Origin of the sequence: Photobacterium sanguinicancri (genome assembly GCF_002265265.1) — a bacterium.
Taxonomy (GTDB): Bacteria; Pseudomonadota; Gammaproteobacteria; order Enterobacterales; family Vibrionaceae; genus Photobacterium; species Photobacterium sanguinicancri.
Map to the genome: position 1 here is coordinate 47,065 of NZ_NOIF01000001.1, position 20,688 is coordinate 67,752.

Annotated in this window: 8 protein-coding genes and 1 pseudogene; 2 read left to right on the forward strand and 7 right to left on the reverse strand. The window is 51.5% G+C overall.

The features are described from left to right. Positions 1 to 16: 16 nt before the first annotated feature. From ASV53_RS26460 to ASV53_RS00160, 4 genes and pseudogenes are all read right to left on the reverse strand, one after another. A pseudogene (locus ASV53_RS26460) lies at positions 17 to 1,606 on the reverse strand (condensation domain-containing protein); the annotation flags it as partial. Beyond that, a complete protein-coding gene (locus ASV53_RS00150) occupies positions 1,540 to 11,583 on the reverse strand; it encodes a non-ribosomal peptide synthetase (RefSeq protein WP_094955656.1) in 10,044 nt (3,347 codons plus the stop codon). The pseudogene ASV53_RS26460 and the gene ASV53_RS00150, both read right to left, overlap by 67 nt. Then, positions 11,580 to 12,986, reverse strand: coding sequence for a salicylate synthase (locus tag ASV53_RS00155; RefSeq protein ID WP_094955657.1), 1,407 nt, complete (start codon positions 12,984 to 12,986; stop codon positions 11,580 to 11,582). Before ASV53_RS00155 ends, ASV53_RS00150 begins: the two co-directional genes overlap by 4 nt. A gap of 56 nt (positions 12,987 to 13,042) precedes the next feature. Beyond that, the gene (locus ASV53_RS00160; RefSeq protein ID WP_094955658.1) at positions 13,043 to 14,668 is read right to left on the reverse strand and encodes a (2,3-dihydroxybenzoyl)adenylate synthase; all 1,626 of its coding nucleotides are present in this window, start codon (positions 14,666 to 14,668) and stop codon (positions 13,043 to 13,045) included. A gap of 236 nt (positions 14,669 to 14,904) precedes the next feature. On the opposite strand from ASV53_RS00160, the gene ASV53_RS00165 reads away from it, so the two are divergent. Next, positions 14,905 to 16,722: an ABC transporter ATP-binding protein gene (locus tag ASV53_RS00165; RefSeq protein ID WP_094955659.1), complete on the forward strand. Its 1,818-nt coding sequence runs from the start codon at positions 14,905 to 14,907 to the stop codon at positions 16,720 to 16,722. Next, positions 16,712 to 18,466 (forward strand): ABC transporter ATP-binding protein, encoded by a 1,755-nt coding sequence (locus ASV53_RS00170; protein WP_094955660.1) that lies wholly within the window; start codon positions 16,712 to 16,714, stop codon positions 18,464 to 18,466. The genes ASV53_RS00165 and ASV53_RS00170 overlap by 11 nt, the downstream gene beginning before the upstream one ends. Here ASV53_RS00170 and ASV53_RS25350 read toward each other — a convergent pair. From ASV53_RS25350 to ASV53_RS00185, 3 genes are all read right to left on the reverse strand, one after another. Further along, a complete protein-coding gene (locus tag ASV53_RS25350) occupies positions 18,463 to 18,762 on the reverse strand; it encodes a hypothetical protein (protein ID WP_189337792.1) in 300 nt (99 codons plus the stop codon). The two genes, ASV53_RS00170 and ASV53_RS25350, sit on opposite strands and share 4 nt — an antisense overlap. Positions 18,763 to 18,877: 115 nt before the next feature. Next, on the reverse strand, positions 18,878 to 19,165 hold the full coding sequence (gene hpf / locus ASV53_RS00180) for a ribosome hibernation promoting factor (RefSeq protein ID WP_062689610.1): 288 nt from the start codon (positions 19,163 to 19,165) through the stop codon (positions 18,878 to 18,880). Between the two features lie 38 nt (positions 19,166 to 19,203). Continuing rightward, entirely contained in the window at positions 19,204 to 20,685 is a 1,482-nt protein-coding gene (locus ASV53_RS00185) for an RNA polymerase factor sigma-54 (RefSeq protein WP_094955661.1), read from the reverse strand. Positions 20,686 to 20,688 lie beyond the last annotated feature (3 nt).

The following is a 20,688-nucleotide window of genomic DNA, read 5'->3' on the forward strand; positions in this document are numbered from 1 at the left end:
GTTGCCAGTATTCCGGTTGGCTTGACAGGTTTTCTAGTAGCGTGCGGAAAGAGGCAAAAGCCTGTTCGATGACCTGCGGCATAAAAACACCCAGACGGATATCCCAGTCAATATGCAGCTCGCCGTTGCGCTCGGTAGCCTGGCAATCCAGCCAGACCTGCGGTGTCTGGGTTATACCGTAATTGAGCTTAGCGTGGTGCATAAAGGCATTTTCCGGCAGCGTGTTTCCGGTGACCCCGATGGTACTGGTAAAGACAACCGGGATAAGCACGTTGCCCTGTTTCTGACGGGTCATTTCACGCAATACTTCAATGCCGGTGAAATCACTGTGCGCCATATCTTGCCAAAGTTGTTGTTGCAGGGCCTGAGTGCGGTCGATAAATCGTTCACCTCGATCATCGTTAACTTCCAGTACATTTACAGCAATGAAGTCGCCGACTACACGCGGAATGTCCGGATGATCGCTGAGTCGGTTGAGCAAGGTTAGGTTGATACAAAAATCGGCATTGCGCGACCAGCGGCGCAGCACCTCAGCAAAGGCGTTGAGCACTACGCTGGATGGGGTGATTTTATGTTCGGTTGCCTGCTGACAGAAATGATCCCATTGTGATGTGTCTAGCGACAAGCTCAGGCGCTGGAAAGTCGGATCACCTGGGGTGGTGGGCGGCGCGGAAGGCAATGTTGCTGTGATCGGAAGCTCCGGAGCCCCCGGTATCGTGGTGATGCGATTTATCCAATAGTCTTTATGCTTCTGGTAACGCGCTTGTTCGTCGCCGCTCTTATTGGCGTTCCGGTGCAGTTTGGCCTGGAGGATGTCTCGGAAGGTAACTGCTAGCGGCGGGTAATCTTTGTTCGGATGATCGTAAAGATCTCCAAGCTCAGCCAGCAGGATTTGGATACTGGCAAAGTCAGCAATCAACAGATCTGTTGAATGGTGCAATATTGCCTTGTCATTGTGCAGGGTCAAGCGCAGCTCGTACAGCGGCCAGCATTCAGAGTCGTAACAACGAAAGGCCATTTCGTCACGTGAGCGCTTAACGGCCAGATCGAAGTTCTCCCGGCTTTGTCCGGCAAGATCCTTGATGGCTACCGGCGGTAGGGTTACATTTTTCAATACCCGTTGTTGACCATCGGTACTGATGACTGCACGCAACATGTCATGGCGCCGGATCAGCTTGTGCCAGGCGGCTTCTAGTCGAGCATGATCCAGTCGTGGCAGTTCCAGTTCGATATAGCTGTGGCAGCCAACGCCACCCAGCTCATAGTTACTGCGACGACCGACGATATAGGCTACCTGAAGATCGGTTAACGGGAATGGTTCATAGCGGTTTTCCGGATCTGCCGGGATACGCGTTTGATCTTTGGAGGCTGACAGGTGGTCGATAAAGGCCTGCTTTCTGGCCCCGATGGCTTGGCGCATGTCGTCGGTCAGGGCGCCAACCGGCGCCTTGAAACGAAGCTGTTGCGCGTCAACCCAAAGGTAAATTCCTTTTGCCTGCAGATCGGTAATCATCGTGCTGACGTTCATTGTCATGTAACTCATAGTGAGCCTTCCTCGAAAATATTTTCTGATGTCTGTGTGTGTTCGGATGACAGTGCTAACCATTGCTCGCGGATCTGCTGGCCTAATGCGGCAATATTGGGTGCGGTGAACAGGGTAACCAATGAGATGCTGTCCGGGCTGACACGTTGTTGCTGAAGTTGCTGGACAATCTGAGTTGCACTAAGGCTATCCCCGCCAATTGTAAAGAAATCATCGTGACGGGAAATATGCTCAAGACGAAGCACCTCACACCAGATTGCGGCAATGTCCTGCTCTAGCCCGTCGGCGGGTGGCTCAAAGCCAGCCTGCGGGATGTGTTCGACAAGCATTTGTGTTATCTGCTTGCGATCTATCTTGCCGTTGCTACTTAATGGGATATCCGTTACAGCGACCAAGTTGCTCGGTACCATGTAGTCGGGTAGGAGCTGATGCAGTTCAGCCAGGATGGCGTTTGTGTCTATCATCACCCCCTGTGCCATGACTATGGCTGCGGCTAGAGTGGCCGGTTGATTAGTTGGGCGGAGGGCGACAGCGACAGCTTTAATGACTGAAGGAAGTGTCATAAGGGCAGTTTCTATCTCACCAAGCTCAATGCGGTGGCCTCTGACTTTAACCTGATGATCTAATCGGCCTAGGAATTCGAGGGTGCCATCTGGCCAGTAGCGACCCAGATCCCCGGTTCGGTACCAGCGTAGCGGTGTTGTGCCGTCACCGTATGTCTCGGTGCTTGCCATAACAAAGTGCGCCTCGGTTAGGGCTTGATCACCGCAGTACCCTCGGGCGACTCCGGCTCCACCAATCCACAGTTCACCGGCCACCCAGTCAGGGCAGTCCCGGCCATGGGCATCAACGACCCGATAGCATTGGTTGGTCAGCGGATAGCCGTAAGGTACGGAATGCCAGTCGGCAGGAAGTAGGTGGCCCGGTTTGAACTGATCGAAAGTGTTTGACCAGATAGCTGCTTCTGTTGCTCCGCCCATGGCGCTCAGCCTGACCTCTGGGCCGCTGAGGGCAAATAGGCGGCCGGGCAGATCTAGCCCGATCCAGTCACCGGAGAGCATCACTTGTTCAAACGGTAATGCAGGGTGCTGGCTGTCACGGGGAGAGTGTTCGGCCACTACCATCAGCATATCGATCAGCACTGGTACGGTATTCCACACTGTAATGTTATGGCGTTCAACCAATTTCAGCCAGGTGGCAGCATCACGGCGTTGCGTTTCGTTAATCAGTACCATGGCACCGCCGGTGCTAAGCAGGCCGAAGATGTCATACACAGACAGGTCGAAGTCGAGAGCAGATACCGCCAGTACTCGGCTGTCAGCATGGACACCATAACGGGTATTGATATCGTCAATAGTATTGGCTGTTGCCTGGTGGGCCATTTCGACACCTTTAGGCTCACCTGTGGAGCCTGAAGTGAAGATGATGTAGGCACTTTGTGCCGGGGAGACTGTGACCGGCTCAGCTAATGACTCTGCCAGCAGTGCGGTGTCAATGGAGATAGCGTAGATTTCACCGGTAGGGATTAGGTGATTGTGCCCTGCATCGGTCAGTACTCTTCGTATTCCTGCTCGTTGGTGGATTTTTGCTTGGCGTACCGCTGGCTGGTGGATTCCAATCGGGACATAACATCCACCGGCGGCAAGAATCCCGAACACCGCAGAAATTTGGTGGCAGCCTTTAGGCAAGGTGATCCCTACCGGTTCACCGTCTTGCAGTCCATCGCGTCTTAGCGCACTGGCGATACGCAAGGCTTGGTTAGCCAGTTCGCCATAGGTCAGCTGTTTGTCATTTTCAATCAGTGCAATACGTTGAGGGTGGCGGCGAGCAATGTCAAACATGTCATGGTGTAGCAACCGTGGAGAAAGTGCCTCGGGGGTCGGGGCGTTAACCTGCTGTCGAACTTGCTGTTGGGTATCGGGTAACAGTGAGGCAAAAGGTGACTGCCATTGGGTAGTCATTTGGCTGACTACCTTGATGAACTGATTGAACATGTCATCCAACATTCCGGTCGGAAATAGTTCATCAACACTGTCCCAGGAGATCAGCAACTCCCCTTGCGATTCATACATCTGGTGATCAAGCCATACTTGCGGGGTCTCAGACAGACCGCCACCTGTCAGTTGCGGGAAATGAACCATGGCGTCGTCGCCCAGCAGATTGTCCGAGATCCCTAAGGTGCTGGTAAAGACAACAGGTAGTGCTGCTGCAGTCATATCCATGGTCTTCGCCCGCTCGCGCTGGACCCAGATTGATGACAGTTCACGGTGTTCAAGGGCGTCGGCAACCTCCTGCTGGAGCTGGCGCGCCACATCGAGCTGGGTCATCGAGCTGCTAGGTGTGTAGCAGACCGGAGCCAGTGAGGTAAAGTCCCCAACAACCTTGTTGATGTCCGCATGAACTGGCTTGCGGTCGAACAGAGTCAGGTTGACGGTAAGTGCCGCTCCGCCGCTCCATTGGCTCAGTACATCGGCATAGGCGGCTAGGATCAATACCGATGGTGTGATCCCTTGTTGCTGGGCTGATTGGCGCAATAGCTGCCACTGCTGGGTATTAAGCTTGGCTTCCCGACGGCAGAACAGTGGTTTGTTTAAGGTACGTGGATCTTTGGCCAGCGGTAATGCCGGGGTTAGTGGTAAGCTGTTAAGTTTGTTCTTCCAGTAGGCTTGGGCCTTTTCCAGCGCTGCTGGTTGAGGCTGGATTTGGTTGATGTAATCGCGGAACGAAATGGCTATTTCAGGCAATGGGGCCCGTGGGTCATGGTAGCGGATTGCCAGTTCTTTGAGTAGCAACTTGATGCTGAAACCATCAAGGGTTTGGTAATTAAATATCAGACCGAGGCGGTTACGCTGTTTGCCATAGCGGACAATACGGATAGCAAACAGAGTCTGTTCTGCAGCTTGGGTTACGTTTTGCCACCACTGGTTAATTTGCGCCTTGGCTTCTGACTGGCTCGCGTAACACTCGGGGGCGAGCTCAATGCGGTATGGCGTAACCTGCGGTTGGACAGTTTGGTTCTGGCCGTGTTCATCGACAACTACGCGAAGCATATCATGGCGTTCAACCAGTCCGTTCCAGGCCTGCTCAAGGCGGGCAATATCCACCATATCACCATCGAGCTCGACTAGGTAGTGGGTGCCGCAGTTAAGCGGCAGGCCTGGTGACTGCCCCATCCAGTAGGCCTGCTGAACCTCAGTTAACGGGAATGGCTCAAAGCGGTTATCAGGCTCGGCTATTAGGGTTGGCAAGGCTTCATTGGTGTCACTTAGTCTGAGCTCTGCAGCAAACTCGGCCAATATCGGCTTGGCAAACAACAAGCGAAGTGGTTGCTCGGTATCCAACCCGGCTTGACGTAATGCGGCGACAGCCTGTGTGGCGAGGAGGCTGTCCCCACCCAGAGTGAAAAAGTGGCTTTCACGACCGATGCTCTCGATTTGGAGGAGCTGTTGCCAGATAGCTGCTACTGTCTGCTCCGTGGTTGTTTGTAAGGGAGTCAGTACCGTGCTTTGTTCGGCCAGATGTTTTGTCAGTACGTCCGTGATCTGTTTGCGGTCGACTTTGCCGTTGTGACTTAACGGAATCTCATCAACAGCAATGAGCAAAGTTGGGATCATGTAATCGGGAACCCGTTGCTGCAGGCCTGTTTTGATTTCTTGTTCATTGAGGCATAGATCCTGCTCGGCGACGACGGCAGCGGCCAGCACAGCAGGCTGCCCGGCTGGGCGTAAGGTGATAGCCACGGCTCGGCTTATGGCTGGCTGGTTGAGCAGGGCAGTTTCCACCTCACCCAATTCAATCCGGTGACCGCGGATTTTTACCTGATGGTCCAGGCGGCCGAGGAACTCCAGATTACCATCTGGCCAGTAACGTCCCATATCCCCCGTGCGGTACCAGCGCTGCTTGCCTGTTGTCCCCGAATGGGTAGTGCAGTCAGTTTGGACAAAGCGTTGAGCTGATAACACGGGATCTCCTCGGTAACCTTCTGCTAGACCGATTCCACCGATCCATAGTTCACCCGGTACCCAGTCTGGGCAGTCTTGTCCTTGACTGTCGACAACCCGGTAGCGCTGATTTGCCAGCGGTTTACCGTAAGGAATCGAGGTCCATTGAGTTGGTAAATCCTGTTCTGGCGAGAATTGGTCAAAAGTATTGGACCAGATCGCAGCCTCCGTAGCCCCGCCCATTGCGGCCAGCTTGACATCTGGTGCATTGAGGGCAAATAAGCGGCTAGGGATGTCCAGTCCGATCCAGTCACCGGATAACAACACCTGTTCAAAAGGAAGCATTTGTTTGTGATCTTGGATGGCTTTGCTCTGGGCTTCGATCAGCAGCATATCGAGCAGTACAGGAACAGTATTCCATACCGTTACCTGGTGGCGTTGGATCAGTGCTAGCCATATTTCGGCATCGCGGCGCTGGTATTCGTCTATTAGCACTATGGCGCCGCCACAACTGAGCAGCCCGAAAATGTCATAGACTGACAGGTCAAAATCAAGGGCTGAAATAGCCAAACCACGGCTGTCAGCATGAACTTCGTAGCGGGTATTAATATCATCAATGGTATTGGCGGCCGCCTGGTGAGCCATTTCCACGCCTTTGGGTTCACCCGTTGAGCCAGAGGTGAAGATAATATAAGCGCTTTGCTCCGGTGAGACTGCAACCGGTTCGGAGAGGGGATCCAGATTGTTGGAATGGTGGAGATTCAGGCAGGTGACCCCCTCTGCGGCAAAGCTTGAGTGAAGGTTGTGGTCGGTCAATACTATGCGGATTTCGGCAGTTCGATGAATGCGTGACTGGCGAGCTTCTGGCTGGTGGATGCCGATGGGAACGTAACAACCGCCAGCCGCAAGAACGCCAAAGACGGCGGCAATTTGCGCAGGACCTTTAGGTAGGGTAATAGCTACTGGTTCATTGGCTTTCAAACCATGTTGTTGCAAGAGCGCGGCAATTTGCAGAGCTTGGGTAGCTAGCTTGCCATAACTGATCGTCTGTTCACCGGCTATTAGTGCGATACGCTCTGGTGTTGCCCGGGCAATGTCAAACATTGATTGATGCAATAGGCGAGGTGGGATTGTCTGTTGGGTGTCATTGGCATCACTGCGTGCAGTCAGCTGTGCCTGTGGCAATGGTAAGGCCAGAGGTTGTTGCCAGTCTTGTGTTATTAATTGATCGAGCAAGTCCTGATAGGCATCGAACATGTCATCGATCATACCTACCGGGAACAGGCCTTCGACGGTGTCCCAAGATAAGGTCAGTTCGCCGTTGTACTCATACAACTGATGGTCAAGCCATACCTGGGGAGTTTCGGATAGTCCACCAGCAGCAAATTCAGGGAAACCAGTAGGTACTTGCTCGAACAGGCCGTTGCCCAATCCTAAAGTGCTGGTAAATACGATGGGGAGTGATGCGGCAGTCATGCTCACTTCACGCGTCCTCTCACGTTGGATCCAGATCGATGAAATGGCTTTGTGTTCAAGAGCCTGAGCGATTTCTAGCTGGGTTGCCTGGGCCTGTTCCAGCAGGCTGTGGCCTCGTTCCTGATAGAAACCTATCGGAGCCAATGAGGTGAAGTCACCCAGTACTTGGTTGATATCCGGATGGACGTCTTTACGATCAAACAAAGTCAGATTGAGGGTGTGATCACGGCCACTGTTCCAGGCTCGGATGATCTGGCTATAGGCAACTAGCAGCATTACGGAAGGGGTGATCTGGTGACTGCGTGCCTTGTCTTTGAGTAATTGCCACTTGCTACGGCTCAAGCGGGCATGGCGGCGTCTGACCGTCATATCGGTCAGTGTATCTGGTTCGTGTGCCAATGGTAGCGAGGCCGCCATTGGCAGGCTTTGTAATTTTTCTGTCCAGTATTTTTCAGCTCTAGCAAGCTCGTCACTGTGCGGTACGATCTGGTTGACGTAATCGCGGAACGAGAGATCAGGGGCTGGCGGAAGTTGATTCGGCGTGCTGTAGGCCGTGGCCAGTTGTTCAAGCACCAGCTTGATGCTGAAGCCATCCAGCGTCAGGTAATCAAAGATAATCCCGATCCTCTGGCGTGGCTTGCCTTGGCGATCGTGATAGTGAACAGCAAAGAGACGATGAGCCGGGCCTGCATCCGTAGTGATACCGGCAGCCTGATTTTGGTGGTTTTCAGACAGGGCCTGCCAGTATTGCTTGAGTTGCTGGCGGGCGGCAGTCAGGCCATCAGTATGTTCGCTGACATCGATGCGGCACTGTTTGATTGGCTGTGGTGCGACAGCTGGCAGGATTTGCTGCATGCCATCAGGGGTGACAATGGCTCGTAACATTTCATGGCGCTTAACCAGAGCATGCCATGCTTGAGCCAGACGGTCGAGATCCACATTTTCTCCGTCCAGTTCGACCAGATAATGAGTACCGCAGTTAAGCGGCAACCCTGGGGATTGCCCCATCCAATATGCTTGCTGTATTTCCGTGAACGGGAAGGGCTGATGGCGGTTGGTCAGATCAGGTTGAATCTGTGGTGTTGGTTCAACAGTTTCGCCTTTGTGCAAAATGGCTGCAAACTCTGCCAGTATAGGATTGGCGAACAGTTGACGCAGAGGATGCTCGGTATCAAATCCCTGCTGGCGTAACGCTGAAATGACCTGGGTTGCCAGCAGGCTGTCACCGCCTAGGGTAAAGAAGTTGCTTTCACGGCCAAGTTGCTCTGCAGGCAACAACTGTTGCCACACTTTGGCAACTGCGATCTCATTAGTTGTCTGTAGGAGCGTCAAGGTTGCACCCTGCTGATTCAAGTACTCGGAAAGCAGGGCAATGATCTGTTTACGATCGATTTTTCCGTTGTTGCTTAGTGGAATAGTTTCAACCTCAACCAATAAGGTAGGCACCATGTAATCGGGTACTAATTGCTGCAGGCCAGTGGTGATCGCTTTAGTGTCAATGTGATGGCCTGGCTCAGCGACTAATGTGGCAGCCAGTGTTGCAGGCTGATCATCACTGCGCAGGGTGGCAACAACGGCCCGGCAGATCGCTGGCTGGCTGAGCAGCGCAGTTTCAATTTCGCCTAGCTCAATACGGTGCCCTCGTACTTTGACCTGGTGGTCGAGGCGGCCAAGAAACTCAATTTGGCCGTTTGGCCAGTAACATCCCATATCGCCAGTGCGGTACCAGCGCAACTTGTCCTGAACGTTATCTAGAGTGTCGGTTTTAGCGATGACAAACCGTTGTTCGGTCAGGGTTTCATCCCCTCGGTAGCCTTCAGCCAACCCGCGACCACCGATCCACAACTCACCCGGAACCCAGTCCGGACAGTCTTGTCCTTGCGCGTTGACTACCCGGTAGTATTGGTTTGCCAGCGGTGTCCCGTAAGGAATGGATGACCAGGATGCCGGAAGGGTTTGGTCAGGGGGGAACTGGTCAAATGTGTTGGACCATATAGCCGCTTCTGTTGCACCACCCATGGCTGCCAACCTGATGTTGGGGGAGGTGAGGGCATGTAGGCGAGGTGGCAGATCGAGTCCGATCCAGTCACCAGATAACATGACCTGCTCAAATGGCAGGACTGGATGTTCTTCGCTGTGTGGATGGTCCTGTGCGATAACCATTAGCATATCCAACAGGACAGGAACGGTATTCCAGATGGTGATCTTGTGTTGTTCGATAAGGGAGAGCCAGGCAGTGGCATCACGACGTTGTTCTTCGTCGATCAGTACCATCGCACCACCGACACTGAGCACACCGAAGATATCGTAGACAGACAGATCGAAGTCCAGTGCTGATACGGCCAGTACCCGGCTGTCGGCATGCACGCTGTAGCGGGCATTGATGTCATCAATGGTGTTGGATGTGGCTTGGTGTGCCATCTCTACCCCTTTGGGCTCACCGGTCGAGCCTGAAGTGAAAATAATATATGCACTTTGCGCCGGTGAGACGACTACGGGCTCAGACAAGGGAGGCAGGGCATCGGCTTTGCTGATATCCAGACAAGTGACTGTTTGGGTGGCAACATTGGCCTGATGTTCAGTATCACTTAGTACTAGGCTAACCCCTGCCGTGCGGTGAATTTTCGCCTGTCGTGCGTCGGGCTGGTGGATACCGATAGGGACGTAGCAGCCACCGGCGGCCAAAATCCCCATGACAGCGCATATCTGGCTACATCCTTTCGGTAGGGTGACAGCGACAGGTTCACCTGCTGACAGACCGTGCTGCTGAAGCAGGCGAGCAATTTGCAGCGCCCGGAGGGCCAGCTCGCCATAGTTCATCTGTTGCTGGCTGTCGATCAGGGCGATCCGGAGCGGATTCCGGTGTGCAATCGCAAACATTTCTTGGTGCAGCAAACGAGGGGTAATGTCTTGTTTCGTCTGGTTGGTCAGACGACGCTGAGTCAACTGATCAGCCGGTAACGCAACTGGGTTTGTTTGGTGCCAGTTCTGCTCATTTTTGGCCAGTGCTTCAAGCAGATCGGTATAGGCTCGGAACATATTGTCGATAAGCTGAGGCGGGAACAGGGTATCAATCGCATCCCAAGCTAGCAATAGCCCGTCTTCGCCTTCATAAAGCTGGTGATCCAGCCAGACTTGCGGGGTTTGGGAAATCATATAATGGAGTGTTCCCAGTGTGTGCTGACACTGCTCGGTCAGCAGCGGGGTGCCAAGGTTACAGGCAAAAACCACCGGTGCAGAGACACCTTGTTCACGCCCCTGACGTGCTAGTTCGCGCTGGATGCTGACTGCCGAATAGCGCGCATGAGCAAGATCGCGATGTAGCTGGCGCTGGAGTTGCTCTGTCTGGGACAGGAAGGATTGTGGAGTGCGGTAGTTACACTCAAGTAGCATTAGGTTGGTAAAGTCGGCCACTACATCTTCGATGCCTATATGATCAGTTTGGCGGTCAAATAATGGCACGTTAAGAACAAATTCTGGTTCGGCGCTCCAGCGAGCCAGTACCTGGCCATAGGCACTAGCAAGTACCATCGCCGGGGTGAGTGAAAACTTGGCGGCAATGGCTTTGATCTTCTGCCATTTTTCTAGACTGAGTTGGTGGCTACGGCGGCTGAAAACCGGACGGGTGACAGACTTGGGGTCGCAAGCCAGTGGAAGTTGGGGACCGGATGGCAGATCAGGCATGCGCTTTTTCCAATAGGCTTTGTCGGCAGCCATGTTGTCCTGGTGGCGTGCTTGCTCGGTCGCGAGGTAATGAGAAAAACGCCATTGGGGATCGGCTTTCAGTACTTCTTTGAGGGGGCGATCCGGGTCTTGTTCAAGATCGTTGCCAATTGCATGGTAAGTCGACGCTAGATCACGAAGCAGGATATGTAGGCTTTGGACATCGGCCACCAATAGGTCAATGTCAAAATGAATACGGGTACTGCCGTTGGCAAACAGAGTCAGGACCAGCCCCATAACCTGGCCGTTTTCAATATCTAGTCTGCGGTGTGACAGGGTGTCGCGTATCGCCCGGGCTCGCAGCTTGGCCTGTTGCGGTGTTAGCTGACGCAAATCATGGACGTTGAGTACAGGAAGCGAGGCACTGTCGGGAATGTACTGTTGACCATTGTCGTTGAACCGAGCTCGTAACATGCTGTGCTGGTTTATCAGAGCGTGCCAGGCCCGCTCAAGCCGCTTTGGTTCGACAGCTTGACCATCGATCTCCAAATACGCATGACAACCTACACCTCCCAGCTCTTGATCGTCCTGGCGCCCGATCCAATAAGCATACTGAACGTCAGTTAGTGCAAAGGGGTCTTCGGAATAATGGATACCCTGGCGGGTCTGTTCAGCCAAGATGTTGATGCTTTCTTCTTGTGGTGCATCTTGCTGTTGCTCGGGCAGCAGCAGTTCAAGCCAGCGCGATAATACTGGTTGTTCAATTAGTTTTGCAAAGGTAACCCGGGATCCCTGACGACGCCACTGATTGGATAGACGCATAATGTGTAATGAGTCAAGGCCGAGTTCAATCAGGTTGGTGTTAGGGTGTTGGGCCACATCGGACCCAATCAAGGCCTGGATAGAGGCGATCACGCTCTCGCGGTCGAGGGGTTTCCGGCTACGGGCAGGCTTGTTCATTTGTAAGTCTCCAGTTCCTTGTTCTGGTCCGCAGTGGTCTTTGATCTACAGTCGGTTGCGGTTGCGGTTGCGGTTTTAGCGACAAGGTTGGTCATGATGCAAGTTAGTTTTTCAATGGTTTCTTCTAGCTCTCGATCAGGCTTTGATTGGTCAACAATACCGGCACCGGCCTGGAGCCATTGCTGGTTGTGCTGGTTATAGATAGAACGCAGAACCAAGGCGGCGTCCATGGAGCCTTGGCTGTCGGTAATCATGATGCATCCGCTGTACAGCCCACGGTTTTGGTGCTCGAGGCGCTGGATAGCTTCGATGGCTGGCTTTTTAGGGATACCAGAGGCGGTAACAGCTGGGAACAGGGCCTCAAAAGCATCCCAGCAGTTTTTCCCCTCAGCCAGTTGGCCTTTGACCCGGGATGCTAGGTGCTGGACTGAGCCTCGTCGGCGGATTGCCATAAATTCGCTCACTGACAGGCTATTTGCATCACAGACCAATTCCAGTTCCTCTATGGCCAGCTTGACCGATATTGCATGCTCGGCAATTTCTTTGGTATCCGCCAGTAGCTCTGCTTTTAGGCGGGCTTCTTCTGCTTTATTAGCACCGATGGCGCGCGTACCGGCCAGTGGCTGGGTGCTGACCCAGCCACTGGCTCCGACTTCCACCACCGTTTCAGGGCTGAAGCCAGCGGCCATAAAGCCGCCCTGGCTATAGATGAAAGAGCGAGCAGGGGTATTATTACGCCGACCGGTCTGGTAGCTTTCCAGAATATCCACAGGTTGTTTGAGCGGGATCTGGCGTGACATGATGACTTTCTGATATCGATGTTCTTTAATATCTAGCACCGCTTGCTGTACTGCCTGCCGGTATTGATCTTGTTGGTAAGCGGCAATGTTTTGGTAGGCTAATGTCATTTGATTGAGTGATGGCCGGGACGGATTGGTATCAACCTGTTCGATAAGGTGTTGCAGGGCTTCCAGTTTCTGCGGAGTCGTTGCGCGTAGCAGTAGGTGCTGTTGTTCGATGCGGATTTCGCACTGAGGTACAAACAGCTCCAATAGGGGTTGGTCGGTCGCAATACGGGTTGACTTGATACCATGGAAAATGTGGGACAGTTCGAACTGGGCACAGCCGTAGAGACGCCAGTCTTTCACGGGTAATGCAGCAGTAGCCTCAGCAATGGCATCACTCAGGCGTGGGCGACTAAAACGTTGGTACTGATCTTCAGAGAATAGTGTCACAGTATCGGCTGTTGCCCGAATCGATGCCAAATTCCCCAGAGCCATGGCCCATTCATGGGGTTGTTCATAGAGGGTGTAGTTGGTGTATAAGCCGCTGCGGGCGATTGCCATCAATAAGTCTATCGCTGGTGTTTGAATGTAGAGTTTTCGCTCAATGTAACTGATCATGTGGGAACCCTATCGATAATGGATATGTTGGTACAATGTGTGGCTGTTCATCCTGGTTAGTCGTTTTCAATGGCAAGTTGGCTTAGGGCCTGTTTGTTAACTTTGCTAACCGTAGTTAGTGGCCACATGGCTATGTGTTCAAGCTGGTCGGGTTGCTTGTAGCGGGGTAGTCCGTGTTGGGTCAGATACTGTTGGACTTGCTGTAGATCGAACGCTGGGTTATCGCTGATAACAAAAGCACAGCTGCGCTCACCTAGCCGTTCATCCGGAACTGGGATGAGAATGCAGTCAATTACATCTGGATGCTCGACCAGAAGTTCTTCAATCTCGGCAATCGCAATTTTCTCTCCGGCGCGGTTTATTTGTTCTTTCAGCCGCCCTTCTACTATCAGGTAACCATTGGCAGTCTGGCGTACTAAATCGCCAGACTGGTAGAACCCTTCTTGGGTAAAGGCTTTTTTGTTGTGTTCTTCGGCCAGATAATAGCCCTTGATGGTGTATGGACCTTTGGTGAGCAGCTCACCAGCTTCTCCTGGGCTGACCGGACTGCCGTCTGGGGCTAGGATTTGGATTTGATCGGCAGTAGACAGAGGTTTGCCCTGTGTTGTTGCTACGGTTTCGATATCGTCGTCAAGGCGGGTATAACATAGCAACCCCTCGGCCATGCCAAAAACTTGTTGTAATTGGCATCCAAGGATTGGTGTGATCTGGCGGGCCACTTTTTCTTCTAATCGAGATCCGCCGATTTGTAATAATTGCAGGCTTGATATATCGGTTTCATCCCATTCTTTGGTTTCCAGCCAGAGCTTGGCTAGCGGTGGAACCAGAGCTGTGATGGTCACTTTCTCTTGCTCTATTAAGGAAAAAGCCTCATCGTCACCAGCGGTTTTGGCCATCACGACTTTACCGCCGACACTAAGGGTGCCGAGAATACCCGGACAGGCCAACGGAAAGTTATGGCTGATCGGCAGGGCAGCAAGGTAGACACTTTGCGGACTCATTCTACATACCTTGGCAGATTCTATGGCATTGAAGGCGTAATCGGCATGGGTGCGTGGGATCAGTTTCGGAGTACCGGTGGTTCCTCCTGAGAGTAGCAGCAAAGCGATGTTGGTTGGACTGGGCTGCGGGGTGTCAGGGTCAAGAGGAGCTGAGTGGAGAAACTGCTCGAAGGTGAGATGGTTAGCACTTTTACCATCAATAATGACGGTTCGGATGCATGGGTGTTGCTGCGAGATATGATCAGCCAGCACTTGGTAGTTAAAGCCTAAGAAGTGATCCGGCACTACATAGGCAACCGGTTGGGCCTGTTGACATAGGGCGTTAATGTCTTTTTCCCTATGGGCTGGCATGGCCATAATAGGCTTGGCACCAAGGCGAAATAGGGCAAAGCATAGAACAACAAAATGGTTGCTGTTTGGAAGCTGTACAAGCACCGTATCCCCGGCGCCAATGCCTTGTTGCTGCAACCCAGCGGCAACGTACTCTGCGCTCTCTTTGAGACCCTGGTAGCTTAGGTATTCATCTCCATCAACCAGAGCTGTGTGTTGATGATAGTTTCGATCCCAGATTTCAAGCCATTGCCATAACGTCAGGGGGGGCAGTACTCCGTCATCAATATATGACTGTTTAGCATCAGCCAGTGCCGCGATGAAGCCAGATTCATTCTTTTCTTTAACCATACCAGCCTTCTTTTATTGGTAATGATTTTCATTTCCGGATTGGCGAGGGTAGAAAAAGTCACGAGGCTAAGCCACTCCTATCGGGATAGAAATGTCCGTATCGGGTTGAGTTATCCTAATTCTTTAATCCATTAATCCGATTGGGGTCGGCGGCTACTGATCTGGGTAGCTTGTGGCTAGGCGGAAAATTTATTATCTGTCGCATTGTTTCCTGTTGATACGAAGGAATGACGACTATGTCTAATGTGGAAGATGACACCGGCTGGTTGACCTTATGGCGACTGGTCAAGGTTCAACAGGGGTATCTTTCTGCCTCAATGATATTTGCCTGTTTTGCAGCGTTGCTCGAGGTACTGCCTTTCTGGCTTATTTTTCATGCAATGGAAGCTGTGCTCGGATACTACCAGTATGATATTTCTGCCCCTGAACTGGCAGCCTCGCTTTATCACTCGGCGCTATGGATGATGGTGGCTTTGGTGGCAAAGACGGTGGTGTATGCGCTGGCATATGGACTGAGCCATAAGGCTGCATTTGGCATTTTGACTCATACTCGTCGCCTTCTTGTTACTCGCCTTGCCTGGGCGCCGGTACATTGGTTGCAAAAATACCACTCCGGCCAGCTGAAGCTAGCTGTGCTCCAGGACGTCGAGCGGGTAGAGAACTTCGTTGCTCACCATACAGTTGAAGTGTCGGTGTCGGCCATTGGCCCGGTGGTGGTGACCGGCTATTTGGTTTGGGTGGATTGGCGTCTGGCTCTGGCAAGTTTGCTGGTTGCGCCGCTGGCGGTATTCAGTTCAATGTTGGTGATGCGAGGAATGGATCAACTCTATGACGAATATCATCAGGCATCGGTGAACCTCAATAACACTACGGTAGAGTACCTGCGCAATATGCCGGTAATGAAGCTATTTCAACAAGACCGCAGTCGCTTTAAAGCGATGGTGGACAGTCTTGACCAGTATTACGGCATGGTGAGGAAGATTACAAAGGTGACTGTGCCTAGGTGGGCGTTGTTTACCTGCTTGCTGGGGGCAAACCTGTTGGTGATTTTGCCCGCTGCGATGGTGCTTTATCAGGCAGGTGAAGTGCATTTACTCGATATTCTGATGGCGGTACTGCTTGGCGCCGGAATGCTACGCCCCTTGCTTAAGGTCAGCAATTTCTTCACCGAAATTAAAGAGGTGTTGGCCGGGGTTAAACGACTTGCCCCAATCATGGCTGCGCCAACGACCGAGAGTGCATCTCTACCAACGGTGCTGGAGACTCCTTTGCAAGTGTCATTTAGAGATGTTTCGTTTGGCTACGGTGATCTGCCGGTGCTGAATGGTATAAACCTGACCCTAGCACCGGGGACAACCACAGTACTGATGGGGCGATCCGGTGGCGGAAAATCGACACTGGCCCAGTTGCTGGCTGGTTTGCTGGTACCTGATAGCGGAGAAGTGCTGATCAATGGGGTACCAGTCTCGGCACTGGATAACCAACAGCGTGCGTCATTGATCGCAGTGGCCTCGCAGGATGTGTTTTTGTTCAAAGGAACAATTCGAGACAACTTGCAACTGGCTCGTGATGGTATTTCCGATCAAGATATACACCAAGCCGTTGCTGTAGCCCAAGCGGAGGATCTGATTCGACGTTTGCCGGAAGGTTACGATACGCAATTGCAGGAGCTGGGCGTTCGCCTATCTGGAGGTGAAAAACAGCGTATTGCATTGGCTCGGGCGTTGCTTGCCGAAACGCCTATCCTTGTGCTCGATGAGGCTACAGCTTTTGCCGATAGCCTGACCCAAAAGGCATTCTACCATGCATTGAAAAAGCACTATAAGGAGAAGACGGTATTGGTGATTGCCCATCGTACTTACGGTCTGGAAAGCGCTGATCTCATCGGCATCGTTGAAGACGGATTTATTCAGTCGAAGGGTGACCATGCTTATCTTCTGAGTGCCAGTGATTATTACCGGCAGATCTGGCAACTGCAAAATGACAGTGACAATTGGTCTATCGGTGCTGTCAAACGCCAACCTGTTGTAAAGGAGGTGGTCCATGAAGGTTGATAGTATTTGGAGCGTTATTCTGCGGGTGATTCAACGTAGTGAGCGGTCACCTTTGCAGTTGTTCAGCGGAATGGTGTGGCGTATTGCCGAGCGTTTGCTGGATGTGCTGCCGATGCTGGTCTGTTTCTGGTGGCTGCAGGAGGTATTAATGAAAGGTGGTGCTGGCACTGATTTTGTTACACCTTCGATCGCGATGGTAACGGCGTTACTGGTTGGTATTTTTGCCCTTCAGCTATTTTGTGCAATACATGGACAGAAAAACAGCTTCCTCGCCAGTTATTCGATCATGGGAGGCTACCGGGAGAAGCTGCTTGATCGGGTGCACCAGTTGCCGTTGGGCACATTGTATCGTTATCGTACAGGTCAGCTGACCGAGATGGTGACTGATGATGTGTTGCGGATCGAAAACATTTTCACTCATTTGGTGATTGAGGTAATGACTACCTTATTGATCCCCGTGGTGCTGGTGGCAGGTTTAATGTGGGTTGACTGGCAGCTGGCGCTCAGCTTGATTATGGGTATGCCATTTGCCTTCTGGGTGCTGCAGGCGACACGCAAACTGTTTGTCCAGATGAGCCAAGAAAAACAAGCGGTGTATCGTGATACATCGGGCCTGATTGTTGAGTTTGTTACCGGCATCAAGACATTGCGGCTCTATCATCGCGCTGAGCTATGGCTGACCAAGCTTTATCGCCACTTTGATGAGATGATCCGTTTATCGATAAAGGTTGAGCAATGGGGGGCCATCCCTGTTGTGCTCTACCGGCTGTTGCTCGAGCTAGGGTTGGTGGTGTTTTTCTTGATTGCTGCGAACAAGGTAGATGCCGGTAGCGCGAGTCCGTTGACATTGCTGCTGTTTATGTTGCTTGCCCACCGCGTGCTTTCTCCCCTGCTCGAAATGGGTCAGCATTTGACCATACTCCGTTATGCAGTACAGAGCGAAGGCAAGCTGAAAGCGCTTTATGATGAAGTATTACTGAATGAACCTGAGCAAGCTGCCGAGGTCAACGAATATTCAGTCTGCTTCGACGGCGTGAATTTTGGTTATGAGTCGACGCCAGTGCTGCATAATGTGAGCTTTACTGCTCGGCATCATGCCGTGACGGCGATTGTCGGGCCATCCGGGAGCGGTAAAAGTACCGTGATGAACCTGTTAGCCCGCTTTTACGACCCGTGTCAGGGGACTATCACGGTCGGAGGTAAAGACGTCAAGGCGTTAGGTTCCGAAGGACTTTACCAGTACATCAGCATGGTGTTCCAGCAGGTACAGTTGTTTGACGGCACCATTATGGATAATGTGCGTATTGGTCGGCCGATAGCCAGTGATGAAGAAGTGTTTGCTGCTTGTAAGATGGCACACTGTGACGAATTCATTAACCGATTACCGGCAGGCTACCTGACACTTATTGGCGAGAGTGGAGCCAGCTTGTCTGGTGGTGAAAGGCAGCGGCTTTCTATTGCCCGAGCACTGTTGAAAAATGCGCCAATTATCTTGCTTGACGAAGCCACAGCCTCTGTCGATGCGATTACCCAGTACTATATTCAGCAAGCAATTTCCGAGCTGGTGAAAGACAAAACCGTGATCATAATAGCCCATCGCCTGAGCACCATTAGGGATGCCGACCAAATTTTGGTGCTCGATAATGGGCAACTGGTTCAGCGAGGGTGTCATGATGAGTTACTCAAACAAGAGGGGCTATATCAGGAGTTGTGGTCTGCCCAGAGTGGTGTGTTGATGACTTAGCAAAGGAATCTTCGGTAGCAACGCCGACGCTTCGCAATAAAGTCTGAACCCCATAACATGGTGATCAGGCTTTTTGTTATGGCTAGATTGTCAGTGGCAGAAAGATAATACATCCATGGACCAATGATGACCAATAGACGTGAATCCTCACCAGAAATGATGTGCTTGATTTCTTCCCTCTGCGTTTTAATGAAGCCATATAGTTGCTTATCTAATGCAGCATTTGTTAACGACACGCTAAGATCGGGCAAAGGGGAGAATGATGAAGCATTTATGACGTTAGTGAGTGATTGCATGAGCATTTCCAAATCGATTTAATCATAGTTTTTATTGAAACTCACAATTGTAAGCTAGAGCAGTGGACTGCACTTTTAGTGCAGTCCAGGCTCAATACCGATCTCAGTTGCATGATTAATGACTATTGAGTTTATCTTTATGTTTATTTAATTGACGTACGAGTTTATCGGTCAACGCATCGATCGCGGTATACATATCATCTGCATCCGCTTTGGCGTGAATTTCGCCATTATTTATGTGCAAAGTCGCTTCCGCCACTTGCTGTAATTTTTCTACATTTAAAATCACATGGACATTATTAATTTTGTCAAAGAAACGTTCAAGCTTTTCAAACTTAGTGTTTACATAGTCACGCATAGAATCCGTAACTTCCACATGGTGTCCTGTGAGATTGATTTGCATAGACATCTTCCTTCTGTTGGGCGTTTGGAGCATTTACGCTATATCAAACGTTTACGTTGGTTCGATGGTGGGATCCCAAGAGATTCACGGTACTTCGCGATGGTACGTCGCGCTACCATGATGCCTTGTTCAGCCAGTAATGTTGCAATCTTACTATCACTTAATGGTTTCGCTTGGTTTTCAGCGGCAACCAGTTTCTTGACGAGTGCACGGATGGCGGTTGATGAACATTCGCCTCCATTATCCGTGCTTACATGGCTTGAGAAGAAATATTTTAATTCAAAAATGCCACGTGGGGTATGCATGTACTTTTGGGTGGTAACCCGTGAAATGGTGGACTCATGCATATCAACATCTAATGCAATATCATTAAGTACCATAGGTTTCATGGCTTCTTCACCGAATTCAAAGAAATCTTGTTGATGCTCTACAATGCATCGTGCCACTTTTAGTAGGGTTTCGTTACGGCTTTCTAAGCTTTTTATGAGCCACTTCGCATCCTGGAGGTGGGTACGAATAAATTGGCTATCAGCACTGTTACGGGTGTTTTTACTCAGAGCGGCGTACTGCTCGTTTACTTTAATGCGAGGAACGCTGTCTGGGTTGATCGTGACGATCCATTTGCCATGATCTTTAAAGACGGAAACATCAGGCACGACATACTCGGTCTCTGATGAAATGACCAAGTTCCCCGGGCGAGGGTCTAAACCGTGGATCAATTGCATCACGGCTTTTAATTCGGGCTCTTTTAGCTTGGTATCGCGCATCAGTTGGCGGTAATCACGGTTACCCAATAAACCGATGTGGTGCTCAAGAATGTGTTTGGATTCGCTCAACCACGGTGTGTCTTTCGGGTATGTTGCTAATTGAAGTAACAGGCATTCTTGTAGATTACGAGAGGCAACACCAAGAGGGTCAAATTGCTGTACGCGTTTTAGTACGGCTTCGACTTCATCGAGTTCGATTTCATCGACACCTAAGCTTTCAAGGATATCGTCGGCAGAACAGGTTAAATACCCTTTATCGTCGATGGCATCAATGATGGCGGTCGCGATAGCGAGGTCTGTTTCACTGAACGGTGTTAGCTGAACTTGCCACATCAAGTAATCTTGCAGCGACTCAGTGGTTTCACCTTGGTAAATCGGCATGTCATCATCCATGCTGATCCCTGTGCTTCCTGTGCCAGCGCTGTACACGTCTTCCCAAGTGGTATCGACAGGTAAATCTTCTGGCATTTCACGCTGCTCGATCACTTCAGATGTGTCATATGGATCGGGTTCAGAATCTTGGCTACTGTTGTCTTGTGCTGATGCGTCAATATCGTTGTTGTCAGACGATTTGTCATCGGCACTGTTCTCACTCTCACTCTCTTCCAGCTCTAGCAATGGGTTAGCATCTAAGGCTTCTTGGATTTCTTGTTGTAAATCCAACGTCGAAAGCTGCAGTAAGCGAATGGCTTGCTGCAGTTGAGGCGTCATTGCAAGTTGTTGGCCTAGCTTAAGCTGGAGCGAGGTTTTCATGAG